This window comes from Ferrimonas sediminum (genome assembly GCF_900100175.1).
Taxonomy (GTDB): domain Bacteria; phylum Pseudomonadota; class Gammaproteobacteria; order Enterobacterales; family Shewanellaceae; genus Ferrimonas; species Ferrimonas sediminum.
On sequence record NZ_FNEM01000028.1, the window covers coordinates 1 to 25,984 of the forward strand.

At 53.0% G+C, this 25,984-nt stretch carries 42 protein-coding genes and 1 rRNA gene; 6 read left to right on the forward strand and 37 right to left on the reverse strand.

The window, feature by feature from the left end:
* From BLT77_RS19150 to BLT77_RS19170, 5 genes are all read right to left on the reverse strand, one after another.
* Nucleotides 1-92: ribosomal RNA gene (locus BLT77_RS19150) — 16S ribosomal RNA — on the reverse strand; the annotation flags it as partial.
* Nucleotides 93-610: 518 nt separating this feature from the next.
* On the reverse strand, nucleotides 611-1,150 hold the full coding sequence (locus tag BLT77_RS19155; protein ID WP_090368391.1) for a TlpA family protein disulfide reductase: 540 nt from the start codon (nucleotides 1,148-1,150) through the stop codon (nucleotides 611-613).
* A 3-nt stretch (nucleotides 1,151-1,153) separates the two neighbouring features.
* Nucleotides 1,154-1,636: a heme lyase NrfEFG subunit NrfF gene (gene nrfF / locus BLT77_RS19160; protein WP_090368393.1), complete on the reverse strand. Its 483-nt coding sequence runs from the start codon at nucleotides 1,634-1,636 to the stop codon at nucleotides 1,154-1,156.
* A complete protein-coding gene (locus BLT77_RS19165) occupies nucleotides 1,636-2,193 on the reverse strand; it encodes a DsbE family thiol:disulfide interchange protein (RefSeq protein ID WP_090368394.1) in 558 nt (185 codons plus the stop codon). Before BLT77_RS19165 ends, nrfF begins: the two co-directional genes overlap by 1 nt.
* Nucleotides 2,194-2,207: 14 nt before the next feature.
* The gene (locus tag BLT77_RS19170) at nucleotides 2,208-4,172 is read right to left on the reverse strand and encodes a heme lyase CcmF/NrfE family subunit (RefSeq protein ID WP_090368397.1); all 1,965 of its coding nucleotides are present in this window, start codon (nucleotides 4,170-4,172) and stop codon (nucleotides 2,208-2,210) included.
* A 407-nt stretch (nucleotides 4,173-4,579) separates the two neighbouring features.
* Between BLT77_RS19170 and ccmI the strand changes: the two genes are divergently transcribed.
* Nucleotides 4,580-5,827 (forward strand): c-type cytochrome biogenesis protein CcmI, encoded by a 1,248-nt coding sequence (gene ccmI, locus BLT77_RS19175; RefSeq protein ID WP_090368399.1) that lies wholly within the window; start codon nucleotides 4,580-4,582, stop codon nucleotides 5,825-5,827.
* Nucleotides 5,828-5,952: 125 nt separating this feature from the next.
* On the opposite strand, the gene BLT77_RS19180 is transcribed toward ccmI, so the two are convergent.
* A complete protein-coding gene (locus BLT77_RS19180) occupies nucleotides 5,953-6,252 on the reverse strand; it encodes a c-type cytochrome (RefSeq protein WP_090368400.1) in 300 nt (99 codons plus the stop codon).
* A 337-nt stretch (nucleotides 6,253-6,589) separates the two neighbouring features.
* On the opposite strand from BLT77_RS19180, the gene ccmA reads away from it, so the two are divergent.
* From ccmA to ccmE, 5 genes are read left to right on the forward strand one after another with little or no spacing between them, the layout of a single operon-like run.
* Nucleotides 6,590-7,231: a cytochrome c biogenesis heme-transporting ATPase CcmA gene (gene ccmA, locus BLT77_RS19185; RefSeq protein WP_090368402.1), complete on the forward strand. Its 642-nt coding sequence runs from the start codon at nucleotides 6,590-6,592 to the stop codon at nucleotides 7,229-7,231.
* Nucleotides 7,232-7,241: 10 nt separating this feature from the next.
* The gene (ccmB, locus tag BLT77_RS19190; protein WP_090368404.1) at nucleotides 7,242-7,928 is read left to right on the forward strand and encodes a heme exporter protein CcmB; all 687 of its coding nucleotides are present in this window, start codon (nucleotides 7,242-7,244) and stop codon (nucleotides 7,926-7,928) included.
* A gap of 1 nt (nucleotide 7,929) precedes the next feature.
* Nucleotides 7,930-8,676 (forward strand): heme ABC transporter permease CcmC, encoded by a 747-nt coding sequence (gene ccmC, locus BLT77_RS19195; RefSeq protein ID WP_090368406.1) that lies wholly within the window; start codon nucleotides 7,930-7,932, stop codon nucleotides 8,674-8,676.
* The gene (gene ccmD, locus BLT77_RS19200) at nucleotides 8,677-8,889 is read left to right on the forward strand and encodes a heme exporter protein CcmD (protein ID WP_090368408.1); all 213 of its coding nucleotides are present in this window, start codon (nucleotides 8,677-8,679) and stop codon (nucleotides 8,887-8,889) included.
* Nucleotides 8,886-9,371 carry a cytochrome c maturation protein CcmE gene (gene ccmE / locus BLT77_RS19205; RefSeq protein WP_090368410.1) on the forward strand — a complete coding sequence of 162 codons (486 nt, stop codon included), beginning with the start codon at nucleotides 8,886-8,888 and terminating at the stop codon, nucleotides 9,369-9,371. Before ccmD ends, ccmE begins: the two co-directional genes overlap by 4 nt.
* Before the next feature lie 24 nt (nucleotides 9,372-9,395).
* Here ccmE and BLT77_RS19210 read toward each other — a convergent pair whose 3' ends face one another.
* The 31 genes from BLT77_RS19210 to BLT77_RS19360 all read right to left on the reverse strand — a co-directional run.
* A complete protein-coding gene (locus BLT77_RS19210; RefSeq protein ID WP_090368412.1) occupies nucleotides 9,396-10,175 on the reverse strand; it encodes a slipin family protein in 780 nt (259 codons plus the stop codon).
* The gene (locus BLT77_RS19215; RefSeq protein WP_090368414.1) at nucleotides 10,162-11,526 is read right to left on the reverse strand and encodes an NfeD family protein; all 1,365 of its coding nucleotides are present in this window, start codon (nucleotides 11,524-11,526) and stop codon (nucleotides 10,162-10,164) included. The genes BLT77_RS19210 and BLT77_RS19215 overlap by 14 nt, the downstream gene beginning before the upstream one ends.
* 100 nt (nucleotides 11,527-11,626) lie before the next feature.
* Entirely contained in the window at nucleotides 11,627-12,025 is a 399-nt protein-coding gene (rplQ, locus tag BLT77_RS19220; protein ID WP_090368416.1) for a 50S ribosomal protein L17, read from the reverse strand.
* Between the two features lie 38 nt (nucleotides 12,026-12,063).
* Nucleotides 12,064-13,056 carry a DNA-directed RNA polymerase subunit alpha gene (locus tag BLT77_RS19225; RefSeq protein ID WP_028115045.1) on the reverse strand — a complete coding sequence of 331 codons (993 nt, stop codon included), beginning with the start codon at nucleotides 13,054-13,056 and terminating at the stop codon, nucleotides 12,064-12,066.
* Nucleotides 13,057-13,081: 25 nt separating this feature from the next.
* Entirely contained in the window at nucleotides 13,082-13,702 is a 621-nt protein-coding gene (gene rpsD, locus BLT77_RS19230; protein WP_028115044.1) for a 30S ribosomal protein S4, read from the reverse strand.
* A 30-nt stretch (nucleotides 13,703-13,732) separates the two neighbouring features.
* Nucleotides 13,733-14,122, reverse strand: a complete 390-nt coding sequence (rpsK, locus tag BLT77_RS19235; protein WP_028110678.1) for a 30S ribosomal protein S11 — start codon at nucleotides 14,120-14,122, stop codon at nucleotides 13,733-13,735.
* A gap of 13 nt (nucleotides 14,123-14,135) precedes the next feature.
* Complete coding sequence (gene rpsM / locus BLT77_RS19240; RefSeq protein WP_028115043.1) at nucleotides 14,136-14,492, reverse strand: 30S ribosomal protein S13; 357 nt, start codon at nucleotides 14,490-14,492, stop codon at nucleotides 14,136-14,138.
* Between the two features lie 143 nt (nucleotides 14,493-14,635).
* Nucleotides 14,636-14,749, reverse strand: a complete 114-nt coding sequence (rpmJ, locus tag BLT77_RS19245) for a 50S ribosomal protein L36 (RefSeq protein WP_083938388.1) — start codon at nucleotides 14,747-14,749, stop codon at nucleotides 14,636-14,638.
* A 23-nt stretch (nucleotides 14,750-14,772) separates the two neighbouring features.
* Entirely contained in the window at nucleotides 14,773-16,095 is a 1,323-nt protein-coding gene (gene secY / locus BLT77_RS19250; protein ID WP_028115042.1) for a preprotein translocase subunit SecY, read from the reverse strand.
* A 14-nt stretch (nucleotides 16,096-16,109) separates the two neighbouring features.
* Nucleotides 16,110-16,544 (reverse strand): 50S ribosomal protein L15, encoded by a 435-nt coding sequence (rplO, locus tag BLT77_RS19255; RefSeq protein WP_028115041.1) that lies wholly within the window; start codon nucleotides 16,542-16,544, stop codon nucleotides 16,110-16,112.
* Between the two features lies 1 nt (nucleotide 16,545).
* On the reverse strand, nucleotides 16,546-16,725 hold the full coding sequence (gene rpmD, locus BLT77_RS19260; RefSeq protein ID WP_028115040.1) for a 50S ribosomal protein L30: 180 nt from the start codon (nucleotides 16,723-16,725) through the stop codon (nucleotides 16,546-16,548).
* A 6-nt stretch (nucleotides 16,726-16,731) separates the two neighbouring features.
* Nucleotides 16,732-17,232, reverse strand: a complete 501-nt coding sequence (gene rpsE, locus BLT77_RS19265) for a 30S ribosomal protein S5 (RefSeq protein ID WP_028115039.1) — start codon at nucleotides 17,230-17,232, stop codon at nucleotides 16,732-16,734.
* 15 nt (nucleotides 17,233-17,247) lie between these two features.
* Nucleotides 17,248-17,598 carry a 50S ribosomal protein L18 gene (rplR, locus tag BLT77_RS19270; protein WP_028115038.1) on the reverse strand — a complete coding sequence of 117 codons (351 nt, stop codon included), beginning with the start codon at nucleotides 17,596-17,598 and terminating at the stop codon, nucleotides 17,248-17,250.
* Nucleotides 17,599-17,607: 9 nt separating this feature from the next.
* Nucleotides 17,608-18,141, reverse strand: coding sequence for a 50S ribosomal protein L6 (gene rplF, locus BLT77_RS19275; RefSeq protein WP_090368418.1), 534 nt, complete (start codon nucleotides 18,139-18,141; stop codon nucleotides 17,608-17,610).
* Between the two features lie 11 nt (nucleotides 18,142-18,152).
* Nucleotides 18,153-18,545, reverse strand: a complete 393-nt coding sequence (gene rpsH, locus BLT77_RS19280; protein ID WP_090368420.1) for a 30S ribosomal protein S8 — start codon at nucleotides 18,543-18,545, stop codon at nucleotides 18,153-18,155.
* A gap of 20 nt (nucleotides 18,546-18,565) precedes the next feature.
* Nucleotides 18,566-18,871, reverse strand: a complete 306-nt coding sequence (gene rpsN / locus BLT77_RS19285; RefSeq protein WP_028115035.1) for a 30S ribosomal protein S14 — start codon at nucleotides 18,869-18,871, stop codon at nucleotides 18,566-18,568.
* An 11-nt stretch (nucleotides 18,872-18,882) separates the two neighbouring features.
* Nucleotides 18,883-19,422 (reverse strand): 50S ribosomal protein L5, encoded by a 540-nt coding sequence (rplE, locus tag BLT77_RS19290; RefSeq protein ID WP_028115034.1) that lies wholly within the window; start codon nucleotides 19,420-19,422, stop codon nucleotides 18,883-18,885.
* A gap of 16 nt (nucleotides 19,423-19,438) precedes the next feature.
* Complete coding sequence (gene rplX, locus BLT77_RS19295) at nucleotides 19,439-19,750, reverse strand: 50S ribosomal protein L24 (RefSeq protein ID WP_028115033.1); 312 nt, start codon at nucleotides 19,748-19,750, stop codon at nucleotides 19,439-19,441.
* A gap of 11 nt (nucleotides 19,751-19,761) precedes the next feature.
* Complete coding sequence (rplN, locus tag BLT77_RS19300) at nucleotides 19,762-20,130, reverse strand: 50S ribosomal protein L14 (protein WP_090368422.1); 369 nt, start codon at nucleotides 20,128-20,130, stop codon at nucleotides 19,762-19,764.
* A 165-nt stretch (nucleotides 20,131-20,295) separates the two neighbouring features.
* A complete protein-coding gene (gene rpsQ / locus BLT77_RS19305) occupies nucleotides 20,296-20,547 on the reverse strand; it encodes a 30S ribosomal protein S17 (RefSeq protein WP_090368423.1) in 252 nt (83 codons plus the stop codon).
* Entirely contained in the window at nucleotides 20,547-20,738 is a 192-nt protein-coding gene (gene rpmC / locus BLT77_RS19310; protein ID WP_028115030.1) for a 50S ribosomal protein L29, read from the reverse strand. The genes rpsQ and rpmC overlap by 1 nt, the downstream gene beginning before the upstream one ends.
* On the reverse strand, nucleotides 20,738-21,151 hold the full coding sequence (gene rplP / locus BLT77_RS19315; RefSeq protein WP_028115029.1) for a 50S ribosomal protein L16: 414 nt from the start codon (nucleotides 21,149-21,151) through the stop codon (nucleotides 20,738-20,740). Before rplP ends, rpmC begins: the two co-directional genes overlap by 1 nt.
* An 11-nt stretch (nucleotides 21,152-21,162) precedes the next feature.
* Complete coding sequence (gene rpsC, locus BLT77_RS19320) at nucleotides 21,163-21,849, reverse strand: 30S ribosomal protein S3 (RefSeq protein WP_028115028.1); 687 nt, start codon at nucleotides 21,847-21,849, stop codon at nucleotides 21,163-21,165.
* A gap of 10 nt (nucleotides 21,850-21,859) precedes the next feature.
* A complete protein-coding gene (rplV, locus tag BLT77_RS19325) occupies nucleotides 21,860-22,192 on the reverse strand; it encodes a 50S ribosomal protein L22 (protein ID WP_028110661.1) in 333 nt (110 codons plus the stop codon).
* A gap of 10 nt (nucleotides 22,193-22,202) precedes the next feature.
* Nucleotides 22,203-22,484: a 30S ribosomal protein S19 gene (rpsS, locus tag BLT77_RS19330; RefSeq protein WP_028115027.1), complete on the reverse strand. Its 282-nt coding sequence runs from the start codon at nucleotides 22,482-22,484 to the stop codon at nucleotides 22,203-22,205.
* Nucleotides 22,485-22,502: 18 nt separating this feature from the next.
* Nucleotides 22,503-23,327, reverse strand: coding sequence for a 50S ribosomal protein L2 (gene rplB, locus BLT77_RS19335; protein WP_084144608.1), 825 nt, complete (start codon nucleotides 23,325-23,327; stop codon nucleotides 22,503-22,505).
* Nucleotides 23,328-23,345: 18 nt separating this feature from the next.
* Nucleotides 23,346-23,648, reverse strand: coding sequence for a 50S ribosomal protein L23 (gene rplW / locus BLT77_RS19340; protein WP_028115026.1), 303 nt, complete (start codon nucleotides 23,646-23,648; stop codon nucleotides 23,346-23,348).
* Complete coding sequence (gene rplD, locus BLT77_RS19345; protein ID WP_028115025.1) at nucleotides 23,645-24,250, reverse strand: 50S ribosomal protein L4; 606 nt, start codon at nucleotides 24,248-24,250, stop codon at nucleotides 23,645-23,647. Before rplD ends, rplW begins: the two co-directional genes overlap by 4 nt.
* Before the next feature lie 17 nt (nucleotides 24,251-24,267).
* The gene (gene rplC / locus BLT77_RS19350; protein WP_028115024.1) at nucleotides 24,268-24,906 is read right to left on the reverse strand and encodes a 50S ribosomal protein L3; all 639 of its coding nucleotides are present in this window, start codon (nucleotides 24,904-24,906) and stop codon (nucleotides 24,268-24,270) included.
* Nucleotides 24,907-24,935: 29 nt separating this feature from the next.
* Nucleotides 24,936-25,247: a 30S ribosomal protein S10 gene (gene rpsJ / locus BLT77_RS19355; protein ID WP_028110655.1), complete on the reverse strand. Its 312-nt coding sequence runs from the start codon at nucleotides 25,245-25,247 to the stop codon at nucleotides 24,936-24,938.
* A gap of 305 nt (nucleotides 25,248-25,552) precedes the next feature.
* On the reverse strand, nucleotides 25,553-25,984 hold a 432-nt coding region (locus BLT77_RS19360; protein ID WP_245710003.1), incomplete at its 5' end, for an EF-Tu C-terminal domain-related protein.

Below are 25,984 nucleotides of genomic sequence, written 5' to 3' on the forward strand. Positions count from 1 at the left end.
CCGAAGAATCTTTATCGTCGTTTCCGCTCGACTTGCATGTGTTAGGCCTGCCGCCAGCGTTCAATCTGAGCCATGATCAAACTCTTCAATTAAAAAGTTTTTTGAAGTCCGAAGACTTCGACTCAATGAATTACTGAATTAACTTGTTATAGTCACTCAGTGCAACATTGATATTTGAGATATCAATCCTGCGCGAGTGCCCACACAGATTGTCTGACTAATTGTTAAAGAACGTTGCTTCGTTGCCGAAGCGAGGTGCGTATCTTACGCTTTCCTCTGTCGCCGTCAAGCACAATTTCAAATTTAATTTGAAGCCGCTACCTGCTGACTAAACTTGAAGTTTCGAGCCGTTCGACTCAATGTCTCAAGTGGAGCGCCATTTTAATCATTTAACTTGGTGAGTCAAGGACTTTTTTACCGAGTTACCTGAGTGGCTGACGCCGTGTTGACCAACTGCATTTCACTCGAGAGTGTTTGCCCCGCCAACGAGGAGCGCATTATAGGGATCGTAATTTCGAAGGCAACCCCTAAATCGATCAAATTTGATCGAGCGAGCACTAAATAGACAAAAGCTCCCTTGCGGGAGCTTTTGAGTCATAAAACACTGCCTTTACTGCGGCAGGTACTTCTCTACCAGCGCCTGGACCTTAGGGTTATCCCAATCCACAAAACTGCGAACAAAGGCCACCAGCTCACCCTTCTCATTCAGAATAAAGGTCGCCGGCACCAGATCCGTCGGCAGAACTCGCCCCACTTCATTGGTGGTGTCGTACAGAGTGGTAAACGACGGCAGCCCCAAATCCGCCAGGAACGGTGGCACGACGGCCGGATCCTGATCGATGGCCACCGGCAGTACCACGGCGTCCTGTTGTTCCAGCTGAGCTCGGAACCGGGCCAGTGACGGCAACTCCCGGACACAGGGAGGACACCAGGTGGCCCACAGGTTCAGGACCACCATCTTGCCTTTGTACTGAGCCAGGTCCACCACATCACCTTTGGCATCGGTGATGGAGATGGTCTCCAACTGCTGAGGAAAGGTCAGCTCCACAAAACGCTGCAGCGCAGGGTCGTCACCGGCTTGATTCATTCCCGGAAACGCAAAGACGCTGCTCGAAAGCAGCGTCAGCGCCAGAATCATCATTCTGATCATCGATTAGTCCTGGTTGTCTTTCAGCATCTGAGCCAAACGTTGACGTTCAGCCTCGCTGATCGCTGCCGGCGCTTTCTTGTTGCGCTGACGCTGACCACGAATGAAGAACAAGCCAATGCCAATCCCGAACGCCGCAAAGGCCACCGGCCCCAGCCACAGTACCAGAGTGCGGCTATCGAAGGCCGGACGATAACGGACAAAGTCACCGTAACGATCGGTCATGAACTTGACGATCTCATCGTCGCTCTTGCCTTCGTCAACCATGGCGTAAACCTGCAGGCGCAGGTCCCGTGCCACCGGCGAGTTGGAGTCGATCAGGTTCTGGTTCTGACACTGGGGACAGCGCAGTTCGTTCGCCAACTGAATGCCCCGCTCCTTGTTCTGATCATTTTTGAACTCGTAAGTGTCGATGGGGGTGGCATGAGCCAGACCAGCAAACAGCGCCAGACAGGCAAAGGTCGACAGTGCTTTCAATAACGCTCTCATTAGGCACCTCCCTTAGCGGCTTGCGCCTCTTTACGAAGCTCAGAGATCAGCGGCATAAAGGTCTCCGCCCAATTCTGTGGCCCCAATACACCGGCAAAGCGGTAACGAATCACACCGTTGGCATCGACCACGAAGGTCTCCGGCGCCCCGTAGACCCCCAAATCCAGGCCCAGACGTCCGTCAGGATCGTACAGGTTCTTAGTGTAAGGGTCGCCGCTCTTAGCCAGGTAGCGTAGCGCCAGGCCACGCTCATCCCGGTAGTTGATGCCATAAATTGGCACCGAACCGGCCTTGCTCAGGCGATTCAGGAACGGGTGCTCGTACTTACAGGACGGACACCAGGTCGCCCAGACGTTCAGCAGGTAGACCTCACCCTTGAGGTCGGTATTGCTGATGGTCAGTTCGGCGTCTTCAAGCGTTTCCAGCGTAAACGCCGGCACAGGCTTGCCTTCCAGTGCCGAGTCCAGCTCTTTGGGGTTGAGGAACAACCCCTTGTACAAGAACACTGCCATGCCGATAAAAATCAGCAGAGGTAAAAACAGTAATACGCGTTTCATTGTTCACATCTACCTTAGGCTGTCGCGACCTGAGCATCCTTAACAGGAGCAGATTTACGGCTTCGAGCGCGCTTATCGGTCGCGGCCAGCGTGCCACCAATCATCATCAGCACGCCACCGATCCAGATCCAGCGAACGAACGGCTTGTAGTTCAATCGAACCGCGTAGTCGGTCGCATCCAGCGGATCGCCCATGGTCACGTACAGATCCCGGAAGAAGCCCCAATCGATGCCCGCCTCGGTCATGTCCATGGTACGAACATTGTACTTACGACGGTCAGGATACAGGGTGGTTACCGGCTCACCGTCTTTGGTCACAATAATGCGAGCCTGTTCGGCGGTGTAGTTAGGACCTTGTACCATACGAGTGTCTTTGTAGGCAAAGGTGTAGCCCGCCAGCTCATGAGTCCGGCCCGGGCCCATGCGCACGGATTTCTCTTCGGCGTAATGGGACACCATCGCAGCACCGACGATGGCCATGGCGATGCCCATGTGCGCCACCTGCATACCCCAGTAACTGCGGGTAAAGCGCTTTGTGGTGTAGCTGCCATCGTTCTCTTTCGACTTGCGGTAGACATCGATCAGCAGGGTCAAGGTGATCCACAACGCCGTAGCCACCCCAGCGCTGACCCACAGGTTCATCTCGCCTTTAACAATAAAGGGAGTCGCCAGGCCGACAACCAGTGAGATGATACCGGGCACCGCCAATTGACGCATCTCGCTGTCTTTGGCTTTTTTCCAGCGAATCGACGGACCAATGCCCATCAACACAAACAAGGTCAGCACGATGGGGTTGAATACCGTATTGAAGTACGGAGGACCTACGGAGATTTTACCCAATCCCAGAGCATCACCCAACAGAGGGTACAGAGTACCCAGCAACACCGAACCGGTGGCAACCACCAGCAGAATGTTGCACCCCAGCATCATGGTTTCCTTGGAGAACAGTTCGAATTTGGCCGGGCTGGCAAATTGAGTCGCCCGAACCGCAAACAGCGTCAGCGAGCCACCGACCGCCAATCCCAATAGCCCCAGAATCGCCATGCCCCGCGTTGGGTCAGCGGCAAACGAGTGCACCGATGTCAGAACCCCGGAACGCACCAGGAAGGTACCCAGCAGGCTCAGAGAGAAGGTAAAGATGGCCAGCAAAATAGTCCAGTTACGGAAGGTTCCTCGCTTCTCGGTTACGATCAGCGAGTGCACCAGGGCGGTGCCCACCAACCAAGGCATAAACGAAGCGTTTTCAACCGGATCCCAGAACCACCAGCCGCCCCAGCCGAGTTCGTAGTATGCCCACCAGGAACCCAGAGCGATACCACCGGTCAGGAATACCCAGGCAGCCAGAGTCCAGGGACGGGACCAACGAGCCCACGCAGAGTCAAGGCGGCCACTCATCAGCGCTGCAATCGCAAAAGCAAACGCCACAGAGAAACCTACGTAACCCAGATACAGCATCGGCGGGTGGAAAATCAGCCCCACGTCCTGCAGCATCGGGTTCAGGTCACGTCCTTCCATCGGCACGTTTGGCAGGATGCGCTCAAACGGGCTGGAGGTCAGCAGCATAAACAGACAGAAGCCAACAGTGATCATTCCCATTACCGCCAGAACACGGGCGGTAAAGGCATCGTCCAGATTACGGCTGAACAACGCTACCGCTGCTCCCCATACTGACATGGAGAACACCCAGAACAGCAGGGAGCCCTCGTGACCACCCCAGATGGCGGCGATCTTAAACGCCGTCGGCAGGTGACTGTTGGAGTTGTGAGCCACATAGGCGACCGAGAAATCATCGGTGACAAATGCGTATCCAAGGCACACGACGGAGAGTGCCATAAACACAAACATGCCGTAGGCCAAGGGGCGACTGTAACTCACCAGGAAGGCATCTCGCCTTGCCACCCCGATTAGGGGGACGATCGACATCAGGGCCGCGAAGGCCATGCCGATGATGAGTGCGTAATGTCCAAGTTCCGGAAACATGAAGTACCTCTGCGAGGGAATTAATCCGTTTATCGGCCGTGAGCCGGACTGGGCTCCCTACCGAATAATGCTCATTGACGCCATTTTAGGCAGAGTTGCGTTGCTTGTCTGCCTTTAATCACGCTTAAAACGATGTAGCTCACACCCATACCTTTTCGGCATGCCCTGACGGTGCTCCACCCTTTGATACGCAAAGCTTACAAAAAGTTTCTTAACATTTTGTATTAGATTCGGATAATGTGACAACCGCCGCAAATGCGATTGCTTAGGGCACGACCGGATCAGCTTCACTAGCCAATGAACGTCGTTGTCGTATAATCCTTCTGCAAATATTTCAAGTTGGTGTGACGCGCCCCTGACTGCGAAACACTCCACTTTTAAGCAAATCACAGACTACAGAAGCAGCTATGACGACTTTTTGGATCGGTATCGCGGGCCTTACCGCATTGGCTTTACTGTTGGTTTGGTTGCCCTTTTTCAGAAGCAAGGCAAAAGGGGCCCAACAAACAGAGTTACGCAAACAAACCAACGTAAAACTGTTCAACGAGCGCATCGCCGAGTTTGAAGTGGAGATGCAAGAGGGTCGCCTGACCCAACAAGAGTTCGATGTACTGAAGCAGGAGCAGGAGCTGAACCTGCTGCAGGACGTCAACGACAGTAATGACTCTGCCATCGTCAACGATCGGCGCGGACCATTGTGGCCGGTCATTCTGAGCGTTGCCGTAGTCACCATTTCAGGGTACACCTACCTGGATTTGGGCCGCTTCGATGAGTGGCAAAATGCACGTTCCGAAGCGGAAACCCAGGCCAACCCTCACCAGGGCATGACTCCGGAGCAGATGCAGCAGATGCGCATCTCTCAGCTGGAAGGCACCGTGATGAACGAGCCCAACAACAGCCAGGCCTGGTTCTCTCTGGGACACGCCTACATCTCCGGTAGCCAGTATAAGAAAGCGATCGCCGCCTTCGATACCACCATCGACCTGGTGGGTGAGCACGCCGAGTTGTTGGGTCCAAAGGCAACCGCCATGTATTACCTGGCCGGTGAGAAGATGACTCCAGAGATCGACGCCATCATCGAGCAAGCGCTGGAAAGTGACTTCAAGGATCCCTCGACCCGCCTACTGTTGGGTATGGATGCCTTCTTCAGCGCCAACTACGAAGAAGCCATTCGTCACTGGGAGATTCTGCTGACCAGCCCTCGGGATGACTTCGACCGTCAGGCGATTCAAAGTGCCATCATGCAGGCCAAGAGCTTCCTGGGCACCGACAGCATCGACAACCCTGAGCTCAACAAAGACGTCGAAGCCCGCGCCAACAGCGTTCGTGTCTCCATCAGCGTCTCCGATGAGATGTTGGCCAAAGCCGACGCCAATGCCAATGTACTGGTGATGGCCCGTCCTTTGAGCGGCGGCATGATGCCGGTGGCCATCAAGCGTCTGAAAGTCTCAGACCTGCCGACTCTGGTGGTGCTGCGCGACAGCGACGCCATGACTCCGGAGATGGTACTGAGCAACCAGGATCAAGTGGCCATCGAAGTGGTCATTAACCACGACAGCAACCCCGCACCAACTCCAGGGGATCTGCTGGGTAAACACGATGCGGTCAAGCTGGGCAGCGAAGTGCAGGTGGTTATCGACACTCTGGTCCAGTAACCAACGCACTCCCCCATACAAAAAGACCCGCATAATGCGGGTCTTTTTTTGGATGTCGCCCTAGCCTGAAAACACAAAGGCCCGCAATAAGCGGGCCCTTTGAAATCATTGCAGTCTGAACAGACTTACTTCTTGGCTGCCATGTATTCAATGGCGGCTTTATAGTCGTCGTCATTACAATCCATGCACATGCCACCAGGAGGCATGGCATTCAAACCAGTCTTGACGCTCTGAACCAGTATATCCATGCCCTTGGCCAGGCGAGGCTCCCAGGCAGCGGCGTCATTCAACTTCGGTGCACCAGCGATGCCCATGGCGTGACAAGTCTGACAAGCTTTGTTGTAGACCGCTTCACCCTCTTGGGCCATAACGTTGGTCGCAGAAGCCAGCATAGCCACTGCAGCAAAAGCGATAATCTTTTTCATGCTACTTCGTTCCAATTTGTTGACATTATTATGTGCCACGGTGAAGCATTCTCACCAGCAAGCTCGACATTAAAATACCACAGACATCACGGTCGTTCATCTTTTTTTGATACAAATCACCATTTGCAGTATCGAGATGCAACTTATCTGTCGGCACGGGAGTCATAATAGCTAATGTTTTGTTAAATAAAACGAAATACGTTAAGTTCAGGCACCTTATTGGCGGCTGTGATCCAGCTCCCCCTAACAAGTGTCGAGAATGCGAGCAAGCCCCAAGTAACCCAGCGGGGTTATGATAGAATCGGCTTCATCTAATACAGGTGTGAATAGTAAAAGAATGCAGGAAAGCGATCGACTACTCAGTGCCAACGAGCTCACGTGCATCCGCGAGGAGCGCATCCTGTTCGATGGCCTCAGCTTTGCCGTCCACGGGGGCGACATTATTCAAATCGAAGGGCCCAACGGCGCCGGAAAAACCAGCTTGCTGCGAATCCTGGCAGGCCTGTCACGTCCTTATGCCGGCGACGTTCACTACAGAGGCAACCCCACCACCGAGGTTCGTGATGACTTTCACGCAGACCTGCTGTACCTGGGACACCTCCCCGGTGTAAAAAGCGAACTGACCGCGGAAGAAAATCTGGCATTCAACCTCAATATTGCCGGATATAATGACGTCGATATTCGCGCCACTCTGGCGAAAGTGAACCTGACCGGATTCGAGGAGCACCCCGCCGGCCACCTGTCCGCCGGTCAGCACCGGCGCATTGCCCTGGCCCGCCTGTGGCACAGCGACGCCAAAATCTGGATTTTGGATGAACCGCTGACGGCCATCGATAAAAAGGGCGTTGCCGAACTGGAGCAGTTGATGCTGGATCACGCCAATCGTGGCGGCTGCGTAATTTTGACCACTCACCAGGATCTGCAACTGGTGGGGGCGGATCGCCTTAAGAAGCTCCGCCTGGAATATCAATTCGATTAGGGATCCCAACATGAGCAGAGATGTAAGCTACAGCCGGGCCTTCAACACGGTCCTGAAACGGGATCTCCAGGTGGCCTTTCGTCACCGGAACGATATCTTTAATCCGCTGATGTTCTTTTTTATTGTCGTCAGCTTGTTCCCTCTGGGTATCGGTCCGGAGCCTCAGGTTCTGGCCCGTATCGCACCGGGTATTATCTGGGTCGCCGCCCTGTTGTCAGCCATGTTGTCGCTGGAACGGCTGTTTAAGACCGATTACGCCGACGGTTCCCTGGAACAGATGATGATGAGCCCGCAGCCATTATCATTGATGGTGCTGGCCAAGGTACTGGCGCACTGGATCGTCACTGGCGTTCCATTGATCATCGCCTCACCACTGCTGGCCACCCTGCTTTATCTGGACGGCAACAGCTACGGCGCCTTGATGTCGACTTTAGCTTTGGGTACGCCAGTTCTAAGCTTGCTGGGTGCCATCGGTGCAGCGCTGACCGTGGGGCTGCGCAAAGGAGGGGTATTGATCAGCTTGCTGATTCTTCCGCTCTACATTCCGATTTTGATTTTTGCCACCAGCGCCATCGACGCTGCCGGCATGAACCTGCCCTTCACCGGCCACCTGTCGATTCTGGCAGCGATGTTGGTAGGCGCATTAGTCCTGGCTCCTGTTGCAATTGGAGCGTCATTGAGAGTGAGTACAAACTGATATGTGGAAATGGCTTCATCCCTACGCCAACCCCGAAAAGGCATACCAGCTTGCTGGTAAAATGCTGCCTTGGTTTGCCATCCTGGCTGTCCTGTTGATCGCTACCGGCACCGTACTGGGTTTAGGCTTTGCTCCCGTGGATTACCAGCAAGGTAACTCCTACCGCATCATCTTTATCCATGTGCCCGCCGCGTCCATGTCGATGTCCGCGTACTTCGCCATGGCCATTGCCGCCTTCGTTGGCCTTGTCTGGCAAATAAAACTGGCCGACATCGCCGCAGCGGCCATCGCCCCCATCGGCGCAGCGGTGACGGTCGTTGCCCTGTTTACCGGCGCCACCTGGGGCAAGCCCATGTGGGGCACCTGGTGGGTATGGGACGCGCGTCTGACCTCGGAACTGGTATTGCTGTTCCTATACCTGGGTGTCATCGCCCTGTATGCCTCGTTTGAGGACAAGGTTCTGGCCGCCAAAGCCTCGGGCATCCTGGCCATCGTCGGCTCCATCAACCTGCCAATCATCAAATACTCGGTAGAGTGGTGGAACACCCTGCACCAGCCAAACGCCATCACCGTCGGCAAGAGCAACGCCATGCCTCCGGAAATGCTGTTGCCGCTGCTTCTGAACATCTTTGGCTTTGCCATGATGATTGGCGCACTGACCATTCTGAGGTTCCGTGCCGAGGTACTGGCCCGAAATGCCATGCGCCCCTGGGTACGTGACATTGTTGCCGCAGAGGAGAAACGATAAATGAACTTGAACTTCCAATTTGGCAGCCTGTCTGAGTTTCTGAACATGGGCGATTACGCCTTCTACGTGTGGCTGGCCTACGGAGTATCATTTGCCGTGTACGGCATTCTGGTGGTAAGTTGCCTGTCCCAGCGAAAACGCGTCATTAAACAGATCAGTCAGAAGCAGGCTCGAGAAGCCCGACTGAAACAACACAGGAGCAAAGCTGCATGAACCCACGCCGTAAAAAACGCCTAGTCTTCGCCTCGGCCTTAATCGGTGGGGTGGCGGCCATCGCCTCACTGTTGCTGTATGCACTCAACAGCAACTTGGATCTGTTCTATACCGCCACCGAGATCCACATGGGCAAAGAGGGAACCGGCATCAAACCGGAGATCGGCCAACGCCTGCGTATCGGTGGCATGGTGGTTCCAGGTTCGGTGAAACGAGACCCGGACAGCCTCAAGGTGGAGTTCCAGGTTGCCGACACCGGTCCTGCAGTCACCATCCGCTACGACGGCATGCTGCCTGACCTGTTCCGCGAAGGACAGGGGATTGTGGCCCAGGGGCCAATGACCGAATTTGCCGTCATTGACGCCACCGAAGTGCTGGCCAAGCACGATGAAAACTACATGCCGCCGGAAGTGGCCGAAGCCATGGGCAAAACGCATGAAAAGATGGATTACGACACTCAGGCGCCTTCAGCCAGTTACTGATTGCTAATCCCATCCACGAGCCGGTCATTGACCGGCTTTTTTATTCTCTTTTTTCAGCCATTGCGTCAACTCCATCGGCAGCGGGAACACGATGGTACTGGAACGATCGCCGGCAATCTCGGTCAGGGTTTGCAGGTAGCGCAATTGCAGCGCCCCCGACTCACTGGCCAGCACCGCCGCCGCCTCGGCCAGCTTGGTGGACGCCTCCTGCTCACCGGTGGCGTGAATCACCTTGGCACGACGCACCCGCTCAGCTTCAGCCTGCCGGGCAATGGCCCGAACCATACTCTCGTCGAGATCCACATGCTTGATCTCGACATTGCTGACCTTGATACCCCAGACGTCGGTCTGTTTATCGAGAATTTTTTGAATGTCCACATTAAGCATATCTCGCTGTGACAACATCTCATCCAGCTCATGCTGACCCAGAACCGAACGCAATGTGGTCTGGGACAACTGACTGGTGGCTTCGTGATAATCCTCTACCTGGTTGATCGCCTTCTCCGGATCCACCACTCGAAAGTACACCACCGCATTGACTCGAACCGACACGTTGTCGCGGGAAATCACATCCTGAGTCGGCACATCCATCACCAGAGTCCGCAGATCCACTCGAACCATCTGCTGCACGATGGGTACCACAACAATCAACCCCGGTCCTTTGACCTTATAAAACCGCCCCAGCAAAAAGATGACTCCACGCTGATACTCGCGAAGAATCCGGAAGGTGCTGATCAACAGCCCCAGCACTAACAGAGTCACTGTTATGCCAAAATAGGCACCAAAGCTCTCAGCAATCATCATCTGTCTCCTCAGGATGCAACACCAGTGTCAGTCCGTCGATGGCCTCAACCCGAGCCCACTGCCCTTCGGCCAGGGGCTCGTTAGCCCGGGCGTACCACACCTCGCCATTGAGCTCCACCATGCCACTGTCGAGGTATCGGGCATCGATCAACACTCGGCGGGCGATCAATGTATCGATACCGGTCACCGTCGCCACCGAGCGACTGGCGAGCGCCATCTTGATCACCACCGCAGTAAACAGCGCCGACACCACCGCCAGGGCACTGATCAACGGCAGCGCCAATTGGAACTCGGGGACATCGGTGTCCATCAACAACACCGCCCCCGCCACGAAGGCCGCAATGCCACCAATGCCAAACAGACCAAAACTCGGGGCAAAGGCTTCGGCCACCATCAAAGCGATGCCCAGCACCATCAAGGCGGCACCCGCAAGGTTCACCGGCAGCAGATTCAGGGCGTACAGACCCAGCAGCAGACAAACGCTGCCCACCACCGACGGCAAGCCTACGCCCGGACTGTAAAACTCCAGCACCAGCCCATAGAAGCCCAGCATCATCAGCAACAGCGCCACATTCGGGTTGGTCAGCGTGGCCAGCAATCGATAGCGCCACCCCGGGTCTTTATAAATGACCTGGGCCTGAGATGTAGTGAGTGTTTGCTCACCTGAGGCCAGCGTTACCCGACGGCCATCGAGCTGAACCAGCAAGTCGGCCACATCCACCGCCATCAGATCGATCACCCCGGCTTCCAGCGCCTCATTGGCCGACAAGCTGGCACCCTGGCGAACCGCGCTCTCCCCCCAGTCCGCATTTCGCCCCCTGAGCTCTGCGAGACTGCGGATATAAGCCACCGCGTCATTCACCGCCTTATTGCGCAGACTCTGGGCATTATCCGGCGCCTGATCCTCGGCTTGCTCGGGTTTGCTATCGGCGGGGCCGGACGGACTCAACGCTACGGGTGTGGCTGCCCCCAGGTTGGTCGCAGGCGCCATGGCGGCCACGTGACTGGCGTACATCAGGAAGGTACCGGCACTGGCCGCCCTCGCCCCCTGGGGACTGACGTAGGCCACCACGGCTACCGGGCTGGCAAGAATGCCCTGAATCATCTCCCTCATAGAGGTATCCAACCCGCCTGGCGTGTCCATGGCCACGATCAACAGCTGGATCTCGGTCTCGCGAGCCTGTTCCAGGGTCGTCAGCAACAACTGCGAGGACGCCGGGGAGATCACCCCTTTAATGGGCACCACCCACACCACATCGCTCGGTGCAGAGACAGGTTCAGAACTGCCACTGGCCGGGATCGGGATGACGCACAACAGCACGCTTAGACAAAGCAACAGGGGGACTCGCATAGGCAACTCAGCTGGAAACCTAGTACAAGTTTAGTAAAGGACGGAGTTTGGGACGAAAAATCGGGAAAAGAAAAAGGCCGGTCAATGACCGGCCTTTTTATTACTCTTCAGAAGCAGCTGCTTCTTCGGTAGCTTCCGCCTGTGGGCGGTCTACCAGCTCGATGTACGCCATAGGGGCGTTATCACCGGCACGGAATCCACACTTGAGAATGCGGGTGTAACCACCAGCACGCTCTTGGTAGCGTGGACCCAGCTCATTGAATAGCTTGCTTACTACATCGTTGTCACGAGTACGTGCAAACGCCAGGCGACGATTGGCAACGCTGTCAGTTTTAGCAAGTGTAATCAGGGGCTCAACTACGCGACGCAGTTCTTTCGCCTTTGGCACGGTAGTCTTGATGATCTCATGACGTACCAGTGAGCTTGCCATGTTACGGAACATGGCTTGGCGATGGCTGCTGTTGCGGTTCAGTTGACGACCACTCTTACGATGGCGCATGACCTTATCCTTTTAACCTAAATCTTTACCAGACCTGGTTACATGTTGTCGGCGAGTGAGGCTGGCGGCCAGTTTTCCAACCGCATACCAAGGGACAGACCACGAGAGGCCAGTACATCCTTGATTTCAGTGAGAGACTTCTTACCCAAGTTAGGGGTCTTCAGCAACTCAACCTCAGTGCGCTGAACCAGATCACCGATATAATGAATGGCTTCTGCTTTCAGGCAGTTCGCCGAACGAACAGTCAGTTCCAGATCATCGACAGGACGCAGCAGAATTGGATCGAATTCTGGCTTCTCTTCTTTCTCTTCCGGCTCGCTCACGTCACGCAGCTCAACGAACGCATCCAGTTGCTCAGCCAAAATAGTGGCTGAACGGCGGATCGCTTCTTCAGGATCCAGGGTGCCGTTGGTGTGCATGTCGATAATCAGCTTGTCCAGGTCAGTCCGCTGTTCAACACGAGCTGCTTCTACATTGTAGGCAATTCGTACAACAGGACTGAAGGACGCATCAACCAGAAGACGACCGATAGGACGCTCGTCTTCGTCGGATTGAGCACGGGCAGACGCGGGTACATAGCCACGGCCCAGCTCAACCTTGATGCGCATGCTGATTTCAGCGTCATCACCGGTCAGAGTACAGATGAGGTGATCAGGATTCATGATCTCGACATCACCGCTGTGGGTAATGTCACCTGCAGTAACAGGGCCTGAACCAGACTTGCTCAGTGTCAGTGTCACTTCGTCCTTGCCCTCGATTTTCACTGCCAAACCCTTCAGGTTCAACAGAATCTCAAGCACGTCTTCCTGCACGCCTTCTTTGCTGCTGTACTCATGTAACACGCCGTCAATTTCAACTTCGGTTACAGCACAGCCAGGCATTGAAGAGAGCAAGATGCGACGAAGCGCATTACCTAAAGTGTGACCAAAGCCACGCTCAAGCGGCTCCAGAGTCACTTTAGCCCGAGTTGGGTTGACTTGCACGACATCGACAAGACGTGGCTTAAGAAAATCGGTAACGGAACCCTGCATTGTGTCCTCTCTTAACGGTTAAGCCTTACTTAGAGTAAAGCTCGACGATCAGCTGTTCATTGATGTCGGCAGACAGATCGCTACGCTCTGGCAGGCGCTTGAAAGTGCCTTCCAGCTTAGCGCTGTCTACTTCAACCCAAGTCGGCTTCTCACGTTGTTCTGAAATCTCAAGAGCGCCCTTAATACGAGCTTGCTTTTGAGCCTTCTCACGGATGCTTACCACATCGTCAGCGGCAACAACGAAAGATGGAATGTTAACAACACGGCCATTAACCATGATTGCTTTGTGGCTTACCAGCTGACGTGCTTCAGCGCGAGTAGCACCGAAACCCATGCGGTAAACAACGTTATCCAAACGACTTTCTAGCAGCTGCAACAGGTTTTCACCAGTATTGCCTTTCTTGCTAGCAGCAGTTTTGTAGTAGTTGCGGAATTGCTTTTCCAGAATGCCGTAGATACGACGAACTTTTTGCTTTTCACGCAGCTGCAGACCGTAGTCAGACAGACGGGCCTTACGAGCACCGTGCTGACCAGGAGCATTATCGATCTTACATTTAGAATCGATTGCTCGTACGCCGCTTTTCAGGAACAGGTCTGTTCCCTCACGACGGCTTAGTTTGAGCTTAGGACCCAAATATCTTGCCATGTTCTTTCTCCAACTATCCTGAAACGGGCGTTATACGCGACGTTTCTTAGGCGGACGACAACCGTTGTGCGGAATTGGAGTCACATCGGTGATGTTGGTGATGCGGAAACCCGCAGCATTCAACGCACGAATAGAGGACTCACGACCCGGACCCGGACCCTTAACTTCAACTTCCAGGTTCTTCAAACCGTACTCTTTGGCCATTTCGGCACAACGCTCGGCAGCTACCTGAGCAGCGAACGGAGTAGATTTACGAGAACCACGGAAACCGGAGCCGCCTGCGGTGGCCCATGCAAGAGCGTTACCTTGGCGATCGGTGATGGTCACGATTGTGTTGTTGAAAGATGCGTGCACGTGGGCCACACCGTCTGCAACCTGCTTACGTACCTTTTTACGGGTACGAGAAGGAGTTTTAGCCATTGCTTAGTTCCCCTTACTTCTTGATCGGCTTACGCGGACCCTTACGGGTACGAGCGTTAGTCTTAGTACGTTGACCACGAAGTGGCAGGCTACGACGATGACGCAGGCCGCGATAGCAACCCAGGTCCATCAGACGCTTGATGTTCATAGAGATCTCACGACGCAGATCACCTTCAACGGTGAATTGACCTACAACGTCACGAACCTTATCAATGGTAGATTCGTCCAGATCTTTAATCTTCACATCTTCAGCGATACCGGCCTCGACACAGATTTGCTGTGCGCGAGTACGGCCAATGCCGAAGATGGCGGTCAGAGCAACAACCGCATGTTTATGCTCAGGAATGTTAATGCCAGCGATACGGGCCACTATAGCACTCCTCAATTCCAATGATCGATTGTGAAAAGCCCGGTAGGATACTCGACAATCGACTAGTTTGCAACAACGCATAGGCTGACCAAGGTCAGCCTAGCGCTACGTTTTTTTGTTGGTTAGTTCAGAGAGGACTCTGATTAACCTTGACGCTGTTTGTGCTTCGGCTCAGAGCAGATAACACGCACAACGCCGTGACGTTTAATAACTTTGCAGTTACGACACATCTTTTTTACGGACGCACGAACTTTCATTTTTGCTACTCCGTCTGGGCGACTTAACGGCTATAGCCCTTAAGATTCGCCTTTTTCAGAACAGAATCATATTGATGAGACATCATATGAGTCTGTACTTGAGCTATGAAATCCATGATGACCACGACCATAATCAGCAGTGAAGTACCGCCGAAGTAGAACTGAACGTTCAGGCCGATCATCATAAATTCCGGAATCAAGCAGATAAAGGTGATGTATGCCGCACCTGCCAAAGTCAGGCGAGTCATCACTTTATCGATATAACGGGCGGTCTGTTCACCTGGACGAATACCAGGGATGAACGCACCAGATTTCTTCAGGTTATCTGCCGTCTCGCGTGGGTTGAACACCAACGCGGTGTAGAAGAAACAGAAGAAAACGATCGCTACCGCATAGATCATCACATACAGCGGCTGTCCCGGGGACAGAACCACAGAGATGTCAGACAACCAACGCAAGCCTTCATTGTTACCGAACCACTGAGCCAGTGTGCCCGGGAACAGAATGATGCTGGACGCGAAGATTGGCGGAATCACACCAGCCATGTTCACTTTCAGCGGCAAATGGGTGCTCTGGGCAGCGAATACGCGGCGGCCTTGCTGACGCTTGGCATAGTTTACCACGATACGGCGCTGTCCGCGCTCCATGAATACCACGAAGTAAGTCACGGCGAAGATAATGACCGCTAATACCAGCAGCAACAAAATGTGCAATTCACCTTGACGCGCTTGTTCTGCAGTTTGGCCAATCGCCGATGGCAAGCCAGCCACAATACCTGTAAAAATCAGGATTGAGATACCGTTGCCAATGCCACGTTCAGTAATCTGTTCACCCAACCACATCAGGAACATGGTACCGGTTACCAGGGAGATCACTGCGGTAAAGTAAAACGCAGGACCCGGGGCAACCACCAGTCCGGAGATCATGTTAGGCAAACCAGTCGCAATACCAAACGACTGGAACGTAGCCAATACCAGTGTCCCGTAACGGGTATACTGGCTAATTTTGCGGCGACCCGCCTCCCCTTCTTTCTTCAGTTCCGCCATCGTTGGATGAACTACCGTCAGAAGTTGCATGATGATCGACGCCGAAATGTACGGCATGATCCCCAGTGCAAATATGGAGGCGCGTTCCAGGGCGCCACCGGAGAACATGTTGAACATGCTCACGATGGTTCCCTGTTGCTGATCGAACAGCTCGGCCAGTACTGCGGCGTCAATACCAGGAATTGGTACGAAAGAACCTGCACGGAAGACGATAATTGCGCCTAAAACGAATAATAGACGCGCTTTGAGTTCCGAAAGGCCGCCCTTCGCACTACTTGAATCAACACCTGGCTTAGCCATATTGTACTATCCCGTTATTCTTCGATTTTGCCGCCCGCAGCCTCGATGGCTTCACGCGCACCTTTGGTCGCTTTTAGACCTTTGATGGTCACAGGGCGCTCGATTTTACCTGAAAGTACAACTTTCGCAAACTTAATGTTTGCAGAAATGATGTCAGCATCTTTCAGGGTTTCCAGAGTTACCAGATCGCCTTCAACCTTTGACAGCTCGTTCAGACGAATTTCGGTAGTTACCAGGCTCTTACGAGAGGTAAAACCGAACTTCGGCAGACGCTGTTTCAGAGGCATTTGACCACCTTCAAAACCTGGACGTACGCCACCACCGGAACGGGACTTTTGGCCTTTATGACCACGGCCGCCGGTTTTACCCAGGCCAGAACCGATACCGCGACCTACACGCTTGGCAGAGGTTTTAGCACCAGCGCCTGGAGACAAAGTATTCAAACGCATCTTAGTCCTCCACCTTAACCATGTAGTAAACCTTATTTACCATACCGCGAACAGAAGGAGTATCTTCCAGTTCAACGGTGTGGCCGATTTTGCGCAGACCCAAGCCTACCAGTGTCGCCCGATGTTTAGGCAGACGGCCGATAGCACTCTTGGTCTGAGTAACCTTGATAGTTTTAGCCATGTCAGATTACCCCAAGATTTCGTCGATGCTAAGGCCACGCTTGGCTGCTACTTGATCCGGAGCATGCATCGAGGTCAGTGCGTCGATAGTCGCACGAACGATGTTGATCGGGTTAGTAGAACCGTACGCCTTAGACAGTACGTTGTGTACACCAACTACTTCCAGAACGGCGCGCATTGCACCGCCGGCAATAATACCGGTACCTTCTGAAGCAGGCTGCATGTATACCTTAGAGCCAGAGTGACGGCCTTTAACAGGGTGCTGCAGGGTACCGTTGTGCAGACGCACGGATACCAGATTGCGGCGAGCCTTTTCCATTGCTTTCTGGATAGCGGCAGGCACTTCACGTGCTTTACCGTAACCGAAACCAACGCGGCCATTACCATCACCAACTACAGTCAGAGCGGTGAAGCTAAAGATTCGGCCACCCTTAACTACTTTGGAAACACGGTTAACTGCAATCAATTTCTCTTGCAGGTCACCGGCTTGCTTTTCAATATTTGCCATGATCCACTCCCAACCTTAGAACTGGAGACCAGCTTCACGGGCAGCATCAGCCAGTGCAGCTACACGGCCGTGATACTTGAAACCGCTGCGGTCGAAAGACACACTCTTAACGCCTTTTTCAAGAGCGCGCTCGGCTACCAGCTTACCAACGGCCTTAGCGGCGTCGGTGTTACCAGTGCTTTTCAGGTCAGCTGCCACTGCTTTTTCAACAGTAGAGGCTGCCACCAGCACCTGGGCTTCAGCATTGATAACCTGAGCATAGATGTGACGTGGAGTACGGTGCACAACCAGGCGAGTTGAGCCCAGTTCTTGCATTTGCTTACGTACGCGGGTTGCGCGACGAAGACGTGCTGCTTTTTTGTCCATCGTATTACCTTACTTCTTCTTGGCTTCTTTACGACGCACATTTTCGTCAGCATAACGAACACCTTTACCTTTGTAAGGTTCAGGAGCACGGTACGCGCGAATTTCAGCAGCCACTTGACCAACGGCTTGCTTGTCTGCGCCAGAAAGAACGATTTCAGTTTGGCTTGGGCACTCAGCTTTCACACCTTCAGGCAGAACGTGTTCTACCGGGTGAGAGAAGCCCAGTGTCAGGTTAACTGCGTTGCCTTTAACGGCAGCACGGTAACCAACGCCGTTCAGTTGCAGTTTCTTAACGAAACCTTCTGAAACGCCGACTACCATATTGTTAACCACGGCACGAGCAGTACCGGCCTGCGCGTTGGCGTTAGCAACGCCTTCACGTGGGGCGAACTTCAGCTCGTTCTCTTCTTTCACAACTTCAACGGCAGCGTTGATGTCGTGAGACAGAGTGCCTTTACCACCTTTAACTACGATCTGTTGACCGTTTAGAGTCACCTCTACGCCCGCAGGGATTGTAACAGGTGCCTTAGCTACTCGAGACATTGTTACTCTCCTTATGCCACGTAGCAGACGATCTCGCCGCCCATGCCCAGCTTACGGGCTGCACGGTCGGTCATCACGCCTTGAGAAGTGGACACGACAGCGATACCTAGACCACCCATAACCTTTGGAAGCTCATCTTTTTTCTTGTAGATGCGCAGGCCAGGACGGCTAACTCGCTCAAGTTTCTCAACTACCGGCTTACCTTCGAAGTACTTAAGAGTAACTTCCAGTTCCGGTTTAACGTCGCCAGAAACAGCGAAATCTACGATGTAACCTTCTTTTTTCAGGACATCGGCGATAGCTGTTTTCAGCTTAGAAGACGGCATTTTAACTGCAACTTTGTTGGCAGCCTGGCCGTTACGGATGCGCGTCAGCATATCCGCGATCGGATCTTGCATGCTCATATTGGCTTACTCCCGTTGGCTTACCAAGAGGCCTTTTTAAGGCCAGGAACTTCACCACGCATGGCGGCTTCACGCAACTTAATACGGCTCAGGCCGAATTTGCGCAGCACACCGTGCGGACGACCAGTGATGTTACAGCGGTTACGCTGACGTGAGGCACTGGAGTCACGTGGAAGTTGTTGCAGTTTCAGAACGGCTTCCCAACGAGCTTCGTCAGTTGAGTTAACGTCGTTGATGGTTGCTTTCAGAGCAGCACGCTTTTCAGCATACTTTGCAACCAGCTTAGCGCGCTTAATTTCGCGCTGCTTCATGGATACTTTAGCCATAACCCTACACCTTACTTGCGGAATGGGAAGTTAAAGGCAGCCAGCAGAGCACGACCTTCTTCGTCTGAATTCGCAGATGTGGTAATGGTGATGTCCATACCACGAATCTTGTCTACTTTGTCGTAGTCGATTTCAGGGAAGATGATTTGCTCACGAACGCCCATGCTGTAGTTACCGCGACCGTCAAAAGACTTCGGGTTCAAACCACGGAAGTCACGGATACGAGGAACAGCGATAGAGACCAGGCGTTCCAGGAACTCCCACATACGCTCGCCACGTAGGGTTACTTTACAGCCGATCGGATAGCCATCACGAATCTTGAAGCCAGCAACAGATTTGCGAGCTTTGGTAATCAGTGGCTTTTGGCCGGAGATAGCAGTCATATCAGCAACTGCTGCATCCAGAACCTTTTTGTCAGCCACGGCTTCACCAACACCCATGTTCAGGGTGATCTTTTCGACCCGAGGGACTTGCATGATACTTTTGTAATCGAACTGTTTGGTCAGTCCTGCTACTACAGTATCTTTGTAGTAATCATGCAGTTTCGCCATCGTTTACTCCAATTACTTAAACGAGTTCACCATTAGACTTGAAGAAGCGTACTTTCTTGCCTTCTTCCAGTCTAAAGCCTACGCGATCACCCTTGCTGGTAGCAGGGTTAAAGATCGCGACGTTTGATGCGTCAATAGCGGCTTCTTTTTCAATGATGCCACCAGCCACACCCATGTGAGGGTTTGGCTTCTGGTGTTTCTTCACCAGGTTAACGCCTTCAACGATTACTTTGCCGTCGGACAGTACCAGGGTAACCTTACCGCGCTTACCCTTGTCTTTACCGGCCAGTACAACAACTTCGTCATTGCGACGGATTTTTGCTGCCATCTCTTTGCTCCTTACAGTACTTCTGGCGCAAGGGACACAATTTTCATGAACTGGTCATTGCGCAGTTCACGTGTCACAGGGCCGAAAATACGAGTACCAATAGGCTGTTGGTTTGCATTCAGCAACACAGCCGCATTGCGGTCAAAGCGAATAACAGAACCGTCAGGACGACGAACGCCCTTCTTGGTACGTACTACCACCGCGTTAAATACATCACCTTTCTTCGCTTTACCGCGAGGAATAGCTTCCTTAACGGAAACCTTGATGATATCGCCGATGCCGGCGTAACGACGGTGAGAGCCACCCAAGACCTTAATACACTGCACGCTGCGTGCGCCGGAGTTATCGGCAACGTCCAGCACAGATTGCATTTGGATCATTTCAGTGCTCCGCTGTTTTACAACATTTCGCCCCAAAATCGGGGCCTGGCTACCTTTAAAAGGCGCGAAATTATAACACCACTAGCAGCCAAAAAGTAAACAAAAAATAGCCGGACCAGAAAAAAATCTGGGCCGGCCATCACTTTTGCATGTAATACCCTGTAATTACAGAGCTTTTTCGATTACGTTAACCAGAGTCCAAGACTTAGTCTTAGACAGTGGACGACATTCGCGGATTTCTACCACGTCGCCGATACCACACTGGTTAGTTTCATCGTGAGCGTGCAACTTAGTTGTACGCTTTACATACTTGCCGTAGATCGGGTGCTTTACTTTGCGCTCGATGGCTACGGTGATGGACTTGTCCATCTTATCGCTGATTACACGACCTTGAAGAGTACGGATAATCTCGCTCATTACGCACCTGCCTTCTGAGTCAGAATGGTTTTAACGCGCGCGATGCTGCGGCGTACCTTCTTCAGCTCGTGGGTCTGCTTCAGCTGACCAGTCGCGTTCTGCATACGCAGATTGAACTGTTCACGCAGCAGGCTCAGCAGCTCCGCGTTCAGATCTTCAACGCTTTTTTCACGCAGTTCAGTAGCTTTCATCACATCACCGTCCGAGTTACAAAGGTGGTCTGTACTGGCAGCTTAGCAGCGGCCAGGGCGAAGGCTTCACGAGCCAGATCTTCTGGCACACCTTCCATTTCATACAGAACACGGCCAGGCTGAATCTGGGCAACCCAGTATTCAACGTTACCTTTACCTTTACCCATACGCACTTCAAGCGGCTTTTCGGTAATCGGCTTGTCCGGGAAGATCCGGATCCAGATTTTACCTTGACGCTTAACGTGACGGGTCATAGCACGACGCGCCGCTTCGATCTGGCGAGCAGTGATACGGCCACGGGAGGTAGACTTCAGTCCGAAAGAACCGAAGCTAACCTTATCACCAGTGGTAGCCATACCACGGTTACGACCTTTGTGAACCTTACGGAACTTGGTACGTTTCGGTTGTAGCATTTCGGTTCCCCTTACTTACCACGACCTTTGCGTTTTGCCGGCTTAGGCTGCTCCTGAGTCAGAGGCATTGCACCCAGAACTTCACCTTTGAAGATCCAGACTTTAATGCCGATCACACCGTATTGGGTGTGAGCATCAGAAGTAGCGTAATCGATATCGGCACGCAAAGTATGCAGAGGCACGCGACCTTCACGGTACCATTCGGTACGTGCGATCTCAGCGCCACCCAGACGACCAGAAACCTCGATCTTGATGCCCTTGGCACCCAGACGCATGGCGTTCTGTACCGCACGCTTCATAGCGCGACGGAACATAACACGACGCTCCAGCTGAGAGGCAACGGAGTCACCTACCAGTTGAGCATCCAGCTCTGGCTTACGAACTTCAGAGATGTTGATCTGAGCAGGTACACCAGTCAGTTTTGCAACTTTCTGACGCAGCTTCTCAACATCTTCACCTTTTTTACCGATAACAACGCCAGGACGAGCGGTGTGAATGGTCACACGGATGCTCTTGGCTGGACGTTCGATAGTGATCTTAGACACAGAAGCGCTCTTCAGTTCCTTTTTCAGGAAAGAACGTACTTCGTGGTCGCCGATCAGGTTATCAGCGTAATCTTTCTTTTCCGCGTACCAGGTAGAAATCCAAGGTTTGGTAATACCCAGGCGGATACCGTTAGGATGTACTTTTTGTCCCATTGCAGTGCCCTTACTTGTCAGCCACAACCACAGAGATGTGGCTGGAACGTTTCAGGATGCGATCGGCACGACCTTTAGCACGTGGCATGATGCGCTTCATGGTCGGACCCTCGTCTACGAAGACTTTGGCAACTTTCAGGTCGTCAATGTCCAGACCTTCGTTGTGCTCCGCGTTGGCAATGGCAGACTCCAGTACCTTCTTAACCAGTACAGCCGCTTTCTTAGGGCTGTAGGTCAGAATTTCCAGAGCGCGATCTACCGGAAGACCACGGATTTGATCAGCTACCAAGCGCGCCTTCTGAGGAGAAGTGCGGGCGAAACGGTGTTTAGCTAAAACTTCCATCATCTACCCCTTAACGCTTCTTCTTCGCTTTCTTATCAGCAGCGTGGCCGCGATAAGTACGAGTAGGCGCAAACTCACCCAGTTTGTGACCGATCATATCTTCGGTAACGAAAACTGGAACGTGCTGACGACCATTATGGACAGCGATGGTCAGACCAATCATATCTGGAATGATCATAGAACGACGGGACCAGGTTTTAACCGGCTTTTTATCCCCGCTTTCCACCGCTTTCTCTACCTTCTTCAGCAAGTGCAGGTCAATAAATGGACCTTTCTTGAGAGAACGTGGCATGGTGAATCCTCAATTAGTTTACTTGGTACGACGACGTACGATGTACTTGTCGGTACGCTTATTGGAGCGGGTCTTCTTACCTTTGGTAGGAACGCCCCATGGAGATACTGGATGACGGCCACCAGAGGTACGACCTTCACCACCACCGTGTGGGTGATCTACCGGGTTCATGGCAACACCACGAACGGTAGGACGAACACCACGCCAGCGGCTTGCACCCGCTTTACCCAGTGAACGCAGCATATGCTCAGCATTGCCAACTTCACCCAGGGTAGCGCGACAATCAGCAGGGATCTTACGCATTTCACCGGAACGCAGACGCAGGGTCACGTAGGCACCATCACGGGCTACGATCTGTACGTAAGCACCAGCAGAGCGAGCAATCTGACCACCCTTGCCTGGCTTCATTTCTACGTTGTGAACGGTAGAACCAACTGGAATGTTACGCATAGACATAGCATTACCAGTTTTGATTTCAGCTTCCGCACCGGACATGATTTTGTCACCAGCAGTCAGGCCCTTAGGAGCCAGAATGTAGCGACGCTCACCATCAGCGTACAGAACCAAAGCGATGTTAGCGCTGCGGTTTGGATCGTATTCGATGCGCTCTACAGTCGCAGGAATACCATCTTTGTTACGCTTGAAGTCTACGATACGGTAGTGCTGCTTGTGACCACCACCGATGTGACGGGTAGTGATGCGACCAGCGTTGTTACGACCACCAGACTTAGACTTCTTGTCCAGAAGAGCTGCAAAAGGCTTACCTTTGTGCAGTTCTTTGTTTACCACCTTAACGACGTGGCGACGGCCCGCGGAGGTAGGCTTACATTTAACAATAGCCATTTATAAAACTCCTCGTCCTTATTCAGCGCCGCCGACGAAGTCGATGTCTGCGCCTTCAGCCAGAGTAACGTACGCTTTCTTCCAGTCGGAACGACGACCGAAACGAGCGCCAGTACGCTTAGTCTTGCCTTTGACGTTTACGGTGCGAACACCGGTAACTTCAACTTCGAACAGCTTTTCGACAGCCGCTTTCACTTCAGCCTTGGTGGCGTCGGTGGCAACTTTGAACACAATAGTGTTGCTCAGTTCAGCGGCCATGGTGCTCTTTTCAGAGATGTGCGGAGCAAGCAGCACTTTCAGCAAACGTTCTTCACGGATCATGCCAGCATCTCCTCAATCTGCTTAACTGCGTCAGCAGTCATCAGCACCTTGTCGAATGCGATCAGGCTAACTGGGTCGATTGCTGCAACGTCACGAGCGTCAACTTTGTACAAGTTGCGAGAAGCCAGGAACAGGTTCTCATCAACTTCACCAGTAACGATCAGAACGTCTTCTACAGACAATTCTTTCAGCTTAGCTACCAATTCTTTGGTCTTCGGTGCTTCAACGCCGAACTGCTCAACCACAATCAGACGGTCTTGACGTACCAGCTCAGACAGAATGCTCTGCAGGGCTGCGCGGTACATCTTTTTGTTAACCTTCTGAGAGTGATCTTGCGGCTTAGCAGCAAAAGTCACACCACCAGAGCGCCAGATTGGGCTCTTAACAGTACCGGCACGTGCACGGCCAGTACCTTTCTGACGCCATGGCTTTTTGCCAGTGCCAGTTACCTCAGCGCGGGTCAACTGAGCACGGGTACCTTGACGGGCGTTAGCTGCGAAAGCAGTAACAACCTGATGTACCAGAGCTTCGTTGAACTCACGTCCGAAGGTAGTTTCGGAAACTTCAAGAGCGCTCTGCGCGTCTTTCATTACCAATTCCATTACTATCTCCTCAGACGTTACGCTTTAACGGCAGGTTTAACGATAACGTTGCCGCCGTTCGCGCCAGGGACCGCACCTTTGATAAGGAGCAAGTTGCGCTCGGCGTCTACGCGTACTACTTCCAGATTCTGGGTAGTTACGCGCTCGTCACCCATGTGACCAGCCATTTTTTTGCCTTTGAACACTTTACCTGGGCTCTGGTTCTGACCGATAGAACCAGGAGCACGGTGGCTCAAAGAGTTACCGTGAGTCATGTCCTGAGTACGGAAGTTCCAGCGCTTAACGCCACCCTGGAAACCTTTACCCTTAGAACGACCAGTAACGTCTACAATTTGACCGTCTTCGAAAGTTTCTACTTTCAGCTCAGCACCAACTTCGATGCTTTCGCCTTCACCGTCTGCCAGGCGGAACTCAAACAGACCACGACCTGCTTCAGCACCAGCTTTAGCAAAGTGACCCGCTTCAGGCTTGGAAACGCGGTTGGCTTTCTTGCTGCCTACAGTTACCTGCAGAGCACGATAGCCATCGTTTTCCAGAGTCTTTACTTGAGTTACGCGGTTCGGTTCAACTTCGATAACGGTAACCGGAATGGACGCGCCATCTTCAGCGAAGATGCGAGTCATTCCTACTTTACGACCTACAAGACCGATTGCCATGTATCTAACCTCTATTCCGAATCTGGGGATTAACCCAGACTGATCTGCACGTCAACGCCGGCAGCCAGATCCAGACGCATCAGAGCGTCCACAGTCTTATCGGTAGGCTCAACGATGTCCACCATACGCTTGTGAGTGCGGATTTCGTACTGGTCACGTGCATCTTTGTTCACGTGAGGAGAAATCAGCACTGTGTAGCGCTCTTTACGGGTGGGCAGCGGGATTGGACCCCGTACTTGAGCCCCTGTGCGCTTCGCAGTCTCAACGATTTCCGCGGTAGACTGATCAATCAGACGATGATCAAAAGCCTTCAAGCGGATACGGATTCTTTGGTTCTGCATTTGACCAGAGCTCCAACCAATAATTACGCAAAAACCACCAGCCCTTGAACCCCTATCTATTAAAGTGGGTCAAAGACGATGACTATCGCAACCATTCGACTCCAAATCGGAGTCGCTGTGTAAGTGATGCCAATTGCATCACGGCGTATATTACGCGTCCGCAGTCTTTGCGAACGAAGGGTATTATACGCACCCCAACCTCGTTTGCAAGTTTTTCTGCGACCGCGTTTGGCCGCCGGCCCGCTGGCCGTTAGCCAATAAAAAAGGGTGCCCTAAGGCACCCTCTTTTTAGCAAGACGTAGGGATTAAGCTACGATCTTAGCTACAACACCCGCACCAACGGTACGGCCACCTTCACGGATAGCGAAGCGCAGGCCTTCGTCCATCGCGATTGGGCAGATCAGGGTAACAACCATCTTGATGTTGTCACCTGGCATTACCATCTCAACGCCTTCTGGCAGCTCGATGGTACCGGTTACGTCAGTTGTACGGAAGTAGAACTGAGGACGGTAGCCTTTGAAGAATGGAGTGTGACGACCGCCTTCATCTTTAGACAGTACGTATACTTCAGACTCGAAAGTAGTGTGTGGGTTGATGGAACCAGGCTTAGCCAGTACCTGACCACGTTGTACTTCGTCACGCTTGGTACCACGCAGCAGAACACCACAGTTCTCACCGGCACGACCTTCGTCCAGCAGCTTGCGGAACATCTCTACACCGGTACAAGTAGTCTTGGT